Annotated in this window: 11 protein-coding genes and 1 other annotated feature (1 of these 12 running past the window's edge); of the genes, 10 read left to right on the top strand and 1 reads right to left on the bottom strand. The window is 49.9% G+C overall.

Features of this window, described 5'->3' with window-relative positions; translation table 11 throughout:
• The 9 genes from KIH86_RS15395 to KIH86_RS15355 form a co-directional block, all read left to right on the top strand.
• On the top strand, window positions 1-740 hold a 740-nt coding region (locus tag KIH86_RS15395), incomplete at its 5' end, for an oxidoreductase (protein WP_223110541.1).
• Window positions 741-1,767: 1,027 nt separating this feature from the next.
• Window positions 1,768-3,027, top strand: a complete 1,260-nt coding sequence (locus KIH86_RS15390) for a DNA polymerase IV (RefSeq protein WP_223083896.1) — start codon at window positions 1,768-1,770, stop codon at window positions 3,025-3,027.
• On the top strand, window positions 3,024-3,503 hold the full coding sequence (locus KIH86_RS15385; RefSeq protein WP_223083895.1) for a hypothetical protein: 480 nt from the start codon (window positions 3,024-3,026) through the stop codon (window positions 3,501-3,503). The genes KIH86_RS15390 and KIH86_RS15385 overlap by 4 nt, the downstream gene beginning before the upstream one ends.
• A 1,086-nt stretch (window positions 3,504-4,589) precedes the next feature.
• Complete coding sequence (locus KIH86_RS15380) at window positions 4,590-5,243, top strand: 4'-phosphopantetheinyl transferase family protein (RefSeq protein WP_407672285.1); 654 nt, start codon at window positions 4,590-4,592, stop codon at window positions 5,241-5,243.
• Window positions 5,244-5,359: 116 nt separating this feature from the next.
• A complete protein-coding gene (locus KIH86_RS15375; protein ID WP_223083893.1) occupies window positions 5,360-5,989 on the top strand; it encodes a DUF1796 family putative cysteine peptidase in 630 nt (209 codons plus the stop codon).
• 185 nt (window positions 5,990-6,174) lie between these two features.
• Window positions 6,175-7,641, top strand: a complete 1,467-nt coding sequence (locus KIH86_RS15370) for a glycosyl hydrolase (protein ID WP_223083892.1) — start codon at window positions 6,175-6,177, stop codon at window positions 7,639-7,641.
• A 205-nt stretch (window positions 7,642-7,846) separates the two neighbouring features.
• Window positions 7,847-8,992 carry a cysteine desulfurase family protein gene (locus tag KIH86_RS15365; protein WP_223083891.1) on the top strand — a complete coding sequence of 382 codons (1,146 nt, stop codon included), beginning with the start codon at window positions 7,847-7,849 and terminating at the stop codon, window positions 8,990-8,992.
• Between the two features lie 97 nt (window positions 8,993-9,089).
• On the top strand, window positions 9,090-9,611 hold the full coding sequence (locus KIH86_RS15360) for a PRC-barrel domain-containing protein (RefSeq protein WP_223083890.1): 522 nt from the start codon (window positions 9,090-9,092) through the stop codon (window positions 9,609-9,611).
• Window positions 9,612-9,622: 11 nt separating this feature from the next.
• Complete coding sequence (locus KIH86_RS15355) at window positions 9,623-9,832, top strand: hypothetical protein (RefSeq protein ID WP_223083889.1); 210 nt, start codon at window positions 9,623-9,625, stop codon at window positions 9,830-9,832.
• Between the two features lie 99 nt (window positions 9,833-9,931).
• Here the strand turns inward: KIH86_RS15355 and KIH86_RS15350 are convergent, their stop codons facing one another.
• The gene (locus KIH86_RS15350) at window positions 9,932-10,525 is read right to left on the bottom strand and encodes a hypothetical protein (RefSeq protein WP_223083888.1); all 594 of its coding nucleotides are present in this window, start codon (window positions 10,523-10,525) and stop codon (window positions 9,932-9,934) included.
• A 132-nt stretch (window positions 10,526-10,657) separates the two neighbouring features.
• Between KIH86_RS15350 and KIH86_RS15345 the strand changes: the two genes are divergently transcribed.
• Entirely contained in the window at window positions 10,658-11,725 is a 1,068-nt protein-coding gene (locus tag KIH86_RS15345) for an AI-2E family transporter (RefSeq protein ID WP_223083887.1), read from the top strand.
• A 67-nt stretch (window positions 11,726-11,792) separates the two neighbouring features.
• Window positions 11,793-11,807: a binding site (T-box leader), on the top strand; it runs 238 nt beyond the window's last position.

The following is an 11,807-nucleotide window of genomic DNA, read 5'->3' as shown; positions in this document are numbered from 1 at the left end:
CGGCACGTAGAGTCGATCAGATTCAAGATATTGTATCAGGAAATGAAGAGAACACGCTTGCGTTGCCATTGGATGTGACTAATGATGAACAAATTAGAAGTGCGGTCAAGCAGACCATTGACAAGTTCGGGCACATAGACGTTCTAGTGAACAATGCTGGAATTGGATACTTTAGTTCAGTGGAAGAAAGTCTAGAACAAGAGACACGACGAATGTTCGAAATTAACTTCTGGGGGCTTATGCAAATGACTAATGCTGTTCTCCCGCATATGAGAGCTCAAAAATCCGGTCATATCATTAATTTCTCCTCTATTGGTGGTTTGACTTCATTTCCAACACTCGGTTACTATCACGCAACCAAATATGCAGTTGAAGGCATTTCAGAAAGCCTGGCAAAAGAACTGACGCCTTTTAACATTGCAGTAACTTTAATTGAACCAAGCGGCTTCCGTACGGATTGGGGCGGCAGATCGTCCGTTAAAACGGATACTCAAATCCCTGAATTGAAGGAATCAGTGGTCGGACAGATGTTGCAAGGTGTTCAGCAAAACAGTGGAGAAGAGTCAGGTGATCCAGTTAAAGCAGCAGCAGCTGTAATCAAGGTAGTTGAGACATCCAACCCACCTCTTCGGTTGCTTCTTGGTAAAGCTGCATATCAAGCAGCGACACATAAATTCTCAAGTATGCTATCAGACATAGAAGAATGGAAAGAAATCACGCTCAATGCCGATTTTGAATAATAACCAAAAAACCGTCCCTCACCCAAAAGGGACGGTTTTTCCTTTGAACAGTACTGTTACTTCTTGTGGATATTAATCCAAAGTTCATTTATAAATTATAAAGGAATCAACCAATAATATACTCTTAACTGACATTTTGAGTATTAAGCTAACGGGAAACGTTAGTTCAATGACAACAGCGGCAGTCTAAGACTTTATTTTTCAAGTCTTGGTATGCCGCTGCTTCTTTTAATGGATCTGTCTAAAACTTATTTTCTAATAGCTGACGATTCTTCTCTTTAAAGCCTACGGTAATTCAACGACTCCAGTCTAACACTTTATTTTCACCAAACAAATGATCGGCTGCTAATTTGCTCTCATTGTGGTTTCGTGTCTTTTCGTATCCCTTTTGTTAAACATCGTGCAATTGAACATTATCATTTCCAGCCGAATTCCTGCTTGCGGTACCCGGTGATGTATACCTCTGCATATGTCCAGTTGATGATCTTTTGTCAGGCATTACTACTGCGTCCAATCTCGTATACGCTGTTTTTACGCTTTGCAACAAACCCCTTCCATTCCACGGGCTTCAATCTGCCGAAATAGAGCCTCGCCAGCGCCTTTCACATGTGGCACTATATAGTCGTACCGTTCCGGCTTGAGTTGCATATATAAGACGATGTCCGTCGATCTTAGGTTAAATTCACTGTTGCTAAACCGCCCCGGCGCTGTCTGCAGCAGCATGGGGTTTATAAACATGACTTCACCTCATAATAATTATAATGCTTAGTGACATACGTTAGCTGAGGTAAGTATTGGGACAAGATACACTATATTCTGATTGCTTAAAAATTCCTGATGGGGTTATAATACAAACAAATGTTCCTGTTTTAGAGAGCGATTATCATGAAAACGTGTATCGGCCAGATTATCGAAATCATATACCAAGACAAAGTGGGCGAGATTATGCAGCGGCAGATTGAGATCGTTGGTATCAGTGACGGTTGGATTCGGGCAACATGTCTGACTATCGTAAGGGGGCAGCGATTTGTCTAAGGAGCGGATTGTTTTGCTTTCTGATTGCCAGTCCTTCTACGCAAGTGTCGAGAAGGCGGCTCACCCCGAATATAAAGACAAACCTGTCGCAGTAGGCGATCCAGCACGCATGAATGGTATTGTGTTAGCCGCCTGCCCGATTGCAAAAGCGCATGGAGTGACGACAGCTTCCCGTGTAGGTGAAGCGAAGGCAAAATGTCCAGAACTCGTCGTTATTCGCCCACGAATGGGGACTTATATTAAAGTCTCGTTGCTCATTTCGGAGATATATCGCAACTATACGGATCTTGTGGAACCGTACAGCATTGATGAGCAGTTTTTGGACGTGACGGGATCACTCGCTTATTTCGGCGGCAGTCTTGGGAAGATGATAAATAGCATCCAGCAGCATGTGCTACTTTCTACAGGTGTTTGGACCAGGGTGGGGATAGGGCCGACAAAAATCCTCGCGAAGATGGCTAATAACTTCGCCAAGAAGCAGAAGGGAGGTATCTTCTGTCTTGATCACGGAAACATAGACAGGGAACTCTGGCCGCTGCCCATCCATGAAATGTTCATGGTGGCTAACCGTATGGCGAGTAACTTTTATCGCATGGGAATTACTACAATCGGGGATATCGCACGCATGGATCTGGGTGAATTTAAGCAGAAAATGCGCACGACGATGGGCAGACAAAGCGATATTCAGGCAGAGTATTATTGGCAGACTGCACGTGGCATCGATCCCAGCCCGGTCGTAACCGGCATACGGCATCAAATCAAATCGGTCGGACATGGAAAAGCATTGCGTTGGAATTTATATACACGGTTGACGGAGATTGAAGTGGTGCTGCTGGAGTTGGTGATCGAGGTGTGCCAGCGGGCGCGACGTTACCGGTACATGGGATCGGTGGTATCCATTGCGGTATCGGAGACTGATGGCAACAAATCCAAATCATATACCCGGCAAATGACTTTGCCGGAACCATCGGCCTTGACTCATGAGGTGGCGGCCGCAGCTTTTCGGCTATTCATTGATAATTGGACAGGAATGCCTTTGAGCCGCCTGGCCATATCCATATCACAGTTGACGGATGACAGTGTTATGCAACTGACCCTTTTTGACGATCGGGTCCGAACGTACAACAGAGAGCAGGCCATTGATCAGATCAAGACCCGGTACGGTAACCGGGCACTCATACGCGCGTCCTCGTTATTGGAATCCGGGGTTGCTCTGGAGCGGGCCGAACAGATCGGAGGACATTATAAATGAGCAAATTGAGTGGTAATGAGCGCTGGAAGACCAAAATGTTGCTGTCGGAACATGTAGAGCAGTACGAGCAGCAAGATCAGAAAGAGGAGAATAGTGGAAACATGCTCACCAACGCAGAGCGCCTCATGATCCGGGACCTAATATTGCTACCTTACATAGATACGATGGTAAGCAAAAGTATGGTGGAAATCGAGCGATCGGGTAACTTACTAATGAAGATGTATATTATGGCCGGTAGATATATTCAAAATCGAATCATGCGGGATACATGGGAGCTGCAAAAGGAATTAAAGCAGCGCAATGTCCGATTCGTGGCTGATGAGCAAGACGAGTTTATTTCCTACTACAAAATCTTCTTCAGGGGCTACCAAGAGCAGTTCGGGCTTACACGCGATGTGATGCGTTCGGAGATCAGCCTACGACTGACCCGTTATACAGCAGAGTTGGGAAAACTGTTGAAAGAACATTTAAAATGAGTTAACTCCGCCGGGCTGATCTGGTGGGGAATTGTTCTATATGATCGGTGGATAAGAACATAGTGATGAATATCCATAGCGTGCCCGTCACCCTGCGGCTCTGGGACCCGTTTGCTGATCGAATTGCAAGGGGCTATGTGTTGGACGTAAATCGGCAGCTCCGACGGATCAAACTGCGCTGGTCTGCCCAGCGGCTCTTATATCGTAGTCATTCATCTACCGTTTCATCTACCATCCTACAGCACCTTATAGGGACTTACAGAACCTTATGAGCTTGTTATAGTGCATTTTCCTTCTTGCAGAACCTAATAAATACTTATAAAACCTTACAAAACGCACTCGTAATGCGTAGGCCGGGGGTCAAATCCCTTCACTTAGTGTCCTTAAGAAACCATACACAATGCGAAAAAGAGCCGCTGCAGGATTGACCTGAAGTGGCTCTCTTGTTGTTTTTCGTTACCCACACTTTACCCACAGAATACCTTGTAGATTAATGTTTTTGGGTGTAGGTTGTACTCTGTGAGAAATCACGGAAACCCTGATTCCTTATAGGTTTATCTCGACTCTACTCGCAAGGTGTAGGTGTCGAAATCTATATGTTCTATATTTGATGGCATTAGCTGTCCAGGCTGTACGAAGTGCCCGGTTCGAGATCATCTACGATTTCGAACCGGGTGCTTTTTTGTTATGGTGGGGATTCTTTGGCGGGATGAATGCCTCCTACTACCTATCTGGCATCTGTTGTCGGGGCTTCGGCTACATCGCCGGATGGCGGGTGCAAATGATTTAGCCCTGTCGAGTGCGTAAATCCCACTTTTTCAAATATTGACAGCTCGCATTCGGATCACAAATAATGGAAAGTGAATTGAACTGTATGCGGATGAAATCTCAGAGAATTTCAAAGAATCTCGGGCCAAGGGGTCTTTATGCGATACGAAATGTCTTCAAGTTCCGGCACATCAACCATAAAGGAAAGGCTCTGGGGTCCGTAAGCTTCGATGACCGGGTGTTATTCCCGAAATAAGGACCTGGAGTCCGCAGAATCCATCTAAGAAATGGGTGGCCTATTTGACGCAGATTATTGTCATGCAAGTCCCGGGAGAGATAACTGGCCGGGAATACGATTGCTTAAAGTCCCAGGTGTCAGGCATGAGGCGGGAGCAGGTCGGGCGGTTTGTCCGCAAGGAGGATGCCTACCGTTCCCTGCTTGGCGAGTGTCTGGTCCGCAAGGCGGCGCGAAGCCAGCTTGGTCTTGCCAATAAAGATATCACTTTTGTGAAGAACAAATACGGAAAGCCAAGCCTGCACGGTGTGGATTCCTTCTTCTTCAACGTGTCCCATTCCGGGGACTGGGTAGTTCTCTTTTGGGGGCGGGGAGAGGTTGGGGTAGACGTCGAACAGGTCAAGACTATCGATTTGGGCATTGCGGAGCGTTTTTTTTCGCCGGTTGAATATGCGGATTTGCTTGATAGAAGCGTAGAGGAGCGTTCAGCCTATTTTTTTGACTTATGGACACTGAAGGAAAGCTATATCAAAACGGTCGGAACAGGGCTGTCTACGCCGCTGGATTCTTTTTCGATTCGGGTGCTCCCAGGCGGAGAAATCTCGGTAACACCAAATGAGAAGGGATTCCGGTTCAAACAATACGAGTTATCCCCGTGTTACAAAATGTCGGCCTGCACATGCGGAACTGAATTTCCTGAGACCGTTATTCAATTGGACGTGGCTGATTTATTATAAAACCTTGCGAATGGAGAGGGCTTAAGAATCCGATCATAGCAGACTTCATCCACCTATACGAATTCAAATGATAGATCATATGCTAACTCAGAAACGTACAAGGGAGTGGAAGAGCTATGCACCTGAAGGAGCTGCGAAGAAACTATGATGCTGTGTTCAGCCTGGGTTGTACTTGTGTAACTGCAACTCAGCTTAAACGTGCCGGGCTTCGAAAGGAGAGCGGTCCGTTTGACTGGATGTATAGCTATGGACTATCCCATATCAACAAGGCTTTGCGTAACGAGTTCAACGGTTATATGCAGCATGAGAATCTGGTCACTGAAGGTTTGGATTACCATAGTGTCAACTACCTGGTCCGGGACGATGAATACGGATTAGTGTCAGCGCATGACTTCAGTATTCAGCTTAATACACCAACGAATCTTGTCTCTTATCCTGAATTCAGGGAAAGAACCAACCGGAGGACTGAGCGGCTGCTGGAGCGTATGCAGACAAGCGAATCCATTCTCTTCGTCAGGGTTGGCGGCGAGCCGGAAGAAATTATCGAGCTGGAACAAATACTTCAGGACAAGGTAAAGGGCGATTTCGCCCTGCTTGTTGTCAACTATGCGAAGGAAGCGCGGTTATGGTATGACGATTACAACCTGCCTCATACCTGTGTGGTACAATTTCCGGCAGCCAATGAGGTATGGAAAGGAAATAATTTCTACTGGGACACGGTCTTCTACCAAATGAAGCTTGTGTAATCCGATTTGGTTGGCTATTCAATAACAGCGTCAGAGCAGTTCGCCGGGATCAGCCGGGACAACGGTCGTACAGGCTTTCCTTTCATGTATCCGCCACTGTCCCCATCCTTAGCATACTCACTACTAGTGCCGTGCCCCTGACAACTGGCTTGTCATACGATGTAGCAAAAAGGAAGGTGAGGACGGTGGAAGACAGAACAGCTGAACGTCTGCTGGAAGCCGCGTCCCGGCTGATTACCGATGCGCAGTGGCAGGCAGACTATTTGAAGCTCATTACATCACCTGCGAATTCCGGCGCGTCTGGCGCCGCCCGCACGCTGCTCAATCGTCTGTACGAGCTGCAGAAAAAAGGGCTGCTGACCGGACAGCACGAATATTTGGAGGCTCCGTACACGTACGCGGAGAGTCTCAAGCAGAAGACAGGCATCTATCCATCAGTCAAAGGGGTCGAATTCGGCGGGATTACGGGGCAGACCCCGGAGCAATTGGCGGCCCAGCGGCAAAATGTTGTCAACGCCTGCCTCGACTGGCATAAGAATGGAGGCGTTGTCACCGCGACTTACCATGCGGCTTATCCGGGTGCAGCCCAGACATGGAATATGGTCCAGCGTCCGACAACGGAGGATGAGTTCGTTCAGATTATTACGCCAGGTACAGCGATGAACACAGCTCTGCTGGCCGATATCGACTCGGTGGCCCAGTACCTCAAGCAGCTTCGGGACGCTGATGTGCCGGTGCTGTGGCGGCCGTATCATGAGATGAACGGCGGCTGGTTCTGGTGGGGACAGAAATCGCGCTACGGGGAGCTCTGGGAGATCATGTACAACCGGTACGTGAACGTTCACGGCCTGGATAACCTTCTCTGGGTGTGGAGCCCGAATGCCAACAACCCGGCGTCGGACGCCGCGGCTTATTATGTCGGACATGATCGTGCAGACGTACTCGGCAAAGATATTTACGGCGGCGATTATAAGCTGGATCATTATTTCGAATTGCAGCAAATCGGACAAGGCAAGCTGATGGCCATTACGGAATGCGATGTTTTGCCGGATATGACCCGGATACGGACTCGTCAGCCGCTCTACGCCTGGTTTATGGACTGGGGCAAGCTGCTCGCGCAGAAGAACACCGATGCCGTGATCAAGAAAGTTTATGCCGATCCTTACGCCGTGAGCCGGGGTCAGGATGCCAATCCCGAGGTGGCCCAGTTGAACGCGGCGGACACTTCCACCGGAGACGGTCTTCTCGGCCAATATTATTTGGACCGGAATTTCGGCACGCTGAAGCTGACCAAGGTTGTCCCGAAGGTCGATTACGATTGGAAAAAGAGCACGCCTACCGGAAAATGGGAAATGTCCGTCCGCTGGAGCGGGTATCTCCGTCCGCCGTTTGCCGAAACATATACGTTGTATACGAATGCTTCGGACGGCGTTCGGCTGTGGGTGGACGGCAAGCTGCTGATCGATGATTGGACGGAACACAGTCCGGCGGAGCAGACAGCTGTCGTTTCGCTCGAAGCCGGTAAATACTACTCGCTCCGCCTGGATTACTATAATGAAGGAGATTCCGCCGACGCGACGGTCCGCCTCTCCTGGTCCAGTTCCAGTGTTCCGAAAGATGTTATACCCGTGGCGTATCTGTACTCGAATTGAACCTATTAAAAAAATTGTGAAAAACCAAATTTTTGACGAACAATTATGAAGCAAATATGTTAAAATAACGGAGCGGTTATTCAGCGGCTGCCCGCTTTGCAGCGGCGCCGTACATATCAATAGCGACATGTACAGACCGGGAGACGTCAAAGGGGAATGACGCGCTTGCCGGTCTTCATACTCATACAAGGACAGTGAAGAAGAAATGAAACCGATCTATTTGGACCACGCCGCCTCTACGCCGGTGCATCCGGAGGTGGCCGCGGTCATGTTGAGCATTATGACGGAGCAGTTCGGCAACGCTTCGAGCGTCCATGCGTTCGGGCGGGCCGCCAAGAAGACCGTGAACGGGGCGCGCGATTCCATCGCCGCCTTTTTGGGCTGTGCGTCCGATGAGTGGATTTTTACCGGCGGAGGGACGGAGAGCGACAATCTGGCGCTGTTCGGCGCCATCTCGGGGCGAGAGGGAGGCCACATCATTACGACGGCCATCGAGCATCACGCCGTGCTTCATGCCTGCGAGGAGCTTGAGAAGATGGGCTTCCCGGTTACCTATGTGCCTGTGGACGAGACAGGACGGGTGTCGGCGGAAGACATTGCATCGGCTATACGCGATAATACGGTATTGATCAGCGTAATGATGGCCAATAATGAAGTAGGAGCGATTCAGCCGATCGAGGAAATCGGTGCGATCGCCAGAGAGCGCGGTGTGCTCTTTCACGTGGATGCCGTACAGGCACTTGGCTCGGTTCCGATGAAGCTATCCGAGCTGCCGGTGGACTATATGAGCTTCACCGCGCATAAAATCAACGGACCCCAAGGCATCGGCGGCCTGTACGTCCGCCGCGGCGCACCGCTGCGTCCCCGGCTGTTCGGAGGTCTGCAGGAACGCGGCCGCCGGGCCGGAACGGAGAGCCTGGCCGGAGCAGCCGGCTTCGCCAAAGCCGTGGAGCTTGCGGTTCGCGGTCTGGATGAACGTCAAGCAGCGGGGCTGAAGCTCCGTACAGCTCTGCTGGATGGACTGAATGCAGGAATCGGGAAGGATGCGTATCATCTGAACGGAAATCCCGATCACGGGCTCGCTCATATCGTGAACATCAGCTTTCCGGGAGTGCGGACGGACGTCATGCTGATGAATCTCGATATGGAGGGGATCGCAGCTTCCAGCGGCTCGGCCTGCACCTCCGGATCGCTAGAAATCTCCCATGTACTGAAAGCAATGGCGCTTCCGGATAAATATTTGGATTCCGCGATTCGATTTAGCAGCGGTTTGGGTAATACTACTGAAGAAATGGAACTTGTTTCCCGAAAAATTGAAACCATCATGAAACGGCTGCGTACTAAAGACTAGAGTCTTTTGTCGCCGGGAGCTCACTTGCTCCTTTCATTTACTATAGAAGGTTGCTCCTTTCTGGACTCCATCTTTTAAGGCGAGGAGATTTGACACCATGAGAATCCAGGAGTTTATCGGACTGAATGTGATTGGAGTCGATGAAGGTAAGGATGTAGGCAAAATTGTCGATTGCGTTGTCGATTCAACATGGAAAATTACGGGTATTGAACTGGAAAGCAAATCATTCTTCAGCAGTCATGTGAAAGTTGTGGCATGGGAAGACATCGTCGCTTATGGCGAGGATGCCGTGATGATACAGAACGAGGAATCCATCCGCAAGGTGGATGCAGACAGCATCCCCCATACCTTTCTTGAGGGAAAGAACAGACTGAAGGACCTTGAAGTCGTGACGGAAGCCGGAACGATACTCGGAAAGGTGTCGGATGTTTATTTTGACCAAAAGATGGGAAACACAATAATAGCCTTCGAAATTAGCGACGGGCTGGTGACTGACTTGATGGAAGGCCGAAGATGGCTGCCTTGTGTGCCGGAAATGTCCGCCAGAGCGGATAATCTTCTGGTTCCCGCATTAAGTGAAGAACAACTGGAAAAGAATATTAATATCGTTAACGGATAGGTGGAATGTATATGAAGTGTCCAAATTGCGGTTCCAAGGATATCGGCAAAATCGGTTCCCATCAATTTTACTGCTGGGGCTGCTTTATTGAACTGACGGTAAATGGCGAAAAAATGTCGGTCTATCAAGTTGAAGAAGACGGCACTCTGAGCTCGCTTGACGATTTGTTCTGCGGCGATGATATGGCACAGGAAATGACACATTTGCATGCATCTTCCTAAGGCGGGCATAACGCCTGCTTTAGGACGGTTACATAGAAAGAACCTTCAAACCCGCTGCGGAGTTGAAGGTTCTTTTTCGTTCTGCCATTTTCTTTGATTTTATTTCACTTGTATCGAGAAGACGACCATGGTATCGCCCAGTGAGGTGATCCCGTCCCCCGAGCCCCAAAATGCCGAGACGCTGTAGGCGTACACGCCCGGCTCGTCCGGCGCCAGAAAAGTTCCATCGGACAACGGAATCTCCGCGATTTTCCCGTCTTGATGCTGCACCAGCCTCACAGTCGACGGAGCCGGATCGTAAGGGAACCGGACCTCAACGATGGCACCGGCAGGAATAACGTTCGGCGTCTTCCCTTTTAGCTGATCCTCCGCTCCGACATAATCGGCGCAAACCGTGCCCCAGCAATAGGTGCTCTGATACATCGAAAGATCCGTCTCTCCCGACCGGATGAGCGGAAGCGGCGGTTTCTCTTTATCCAGCGGCCTGATATTCGCTGCTTCTGCTGTTGCGGAAGGGCTGACGGATGGAGCGGCCTCATCTGAAGGAAGTGGCGCGACTCCTTCCGACACAGGCTTGGATGACCCGGGCAGGCCACTCGGGCCTTGGGATACAGTCTCCGATGAGCCGGCACACCCCGCAAGAAGGATCGTCAATACGGATAGGATCAGGAAGGACATCCCTTTTTTACTCAATACCTCCACCTCCATCCTCACAGACGGATAAGAAGAGAGAATGGTTACAGGGCTTGACCGATTATTTTCCCGCGGACAAACATATACTGACATTGCAGGTCTTTTCCAGTTTGACCGCAGGAGGTAACGCTAGTGGAACAATGGTACGGCAACAAAACGTTTCGGTGGATGGTCGGCGTGCTGCTCGGTCTGATTATCCTGTATTTTATTTGGCAGCTTCGTCCGATGCTGATGAGTATTTATACTTTTCTCAAAGCGGTGCTGGCTCCGTTTCTGGCCGCTATGATCATCTCATATGTGCTGAATCCCGTCGTCAGTCTTCTGGCCCGGCGAAAAATGCCGAGGGGCGCAGCCGTGCTGCTCATATATGCGGTCTTTCTCACGGTGCTGGCCGTTATTGCCATCAACCTCATCCCGATGCTGATCGAACAGCTGGAGGAGCTGAACGAGCATCTGCCGGAAATGACGCTTCGCGCTCAGGGGCTCATGCACAGCATGGATACCCGGCTGATTCCGCAGGGGGTGGAAACGGGGATGAACAATTGGTTCTTTCAATGGGAGAACCGTCTGGCAAAGGGGATTTCGAATTTCCTGGATCATATCGGAACGACGATCGGCGTGGTGTTCGACGCCTTTATCATACCGTTCCTGGTGTTCTATATCCTGAAGGATTTTGATGTCTTCGAGCGTCTGGTTATTTCCTGCCTGCCACGCTCCCGCCGGAAATCGATCGTGAAGATGCTGCGAGACATCGATATCGCACTCGGCAATTACATTCGCGGCCAGTTCATCGTCGGCGTCATGATCGGCATTCTCGCCTATATCGGATATGCGTTGATTGGCATCCCTTATGCGCTGCTGTTCGCCTGCTTTGTCGCGATATTCGATATCGTGCCGTATCTCGGCCCTTTTCTCGGAGCCGCTCCGGCTCTCGTCATGGCTTCGACGGTCTCGATCCGCCTCGTTCTCCTCGTGATTGTCGTCAATACGCTCTGCCAGATGCTGGAGAGCAATGTGATATCTCCGCAGGTCGTTGGCCGTACACTGCATTTGCATCCGCTGCTGATTATATTCGCGCTGCTGGTCGGAGGCGAGCTGGCCGGGATCATCGGTCTAATTCTGGCGGTTCCCGTTTTTGCCGCCGGTAAAGTGGTGCTGCAGCATATAGTGGCGTACTATGTCCGGCGGAAGCCTGCTTAAGGGACAGGGACGGATTGACGCCGGAACACTCTTTTGTATATAATGTTGGGGAATATTCAGAATTTCAGAGCATTCAAGGATG

This window comes from Paenibacillus sinensis (assembly GCF_019904155.1).
In the GTDB taxonomy this organism is placed as follows: domain Bacteria; phylum Bacillota; class Bacilli; order Paenibacillales; family Paenibacillaceae; genus Paenibacillus_AQ; species Paenibacillus_AQ sinensis.
Note: the sequence above shows the minus strand (reverse complement) of the source record. Positions and strands in the feature narration are given on the sequence as shown.

Excerpts from the sequence above, each read along its gene's own strand:
- KIH86_RS15360 (WP_223083890.1), top strand. The coding sequence starts at position 9,090 with ATGAGAATCCAGGAGTTTATCGGACTGAATGTGATTGGAGTCGATGAA.
- KIH86_RS15375 (WP_223083893.1), top strand. The coding sequence starts at position 5,360 with ATGCACCTGAAGGAGCTGCGAAGAAACTATGATGCTGTGTTCAGCCTG.
- KIH86_RS15380 (WP_407672285.1), top strand. The coding sequence starts at position 4,590 with ATGCAAGTCCCGGGAGAGATAACTGGCCGGGAATACGATTGCTTAAAG.
- KIH86_RS15365 (WP_223083891.1), top strand. The coding sequence starts at position 7,847 with ATGAAACCGATCTATTTGGACCACGCCGCCTCTACGCCGGTGCATCCG.
- KIH86_RS15355 (WP_223083889.1), top strand. The coding sequence starts at position 9,623 with ATGAAGTGTCCAAATTGCGGTTCCAAGGATATCGGCAAAATCGGTTCC.
- KIH86_RS15385 (WP_223083895.1), top strand. The coding sequence starts at position 3,024 with ATGAGCAAATTGAGTGGTAATGAGCGCTGGAAGACCAAAATGTTGCTG.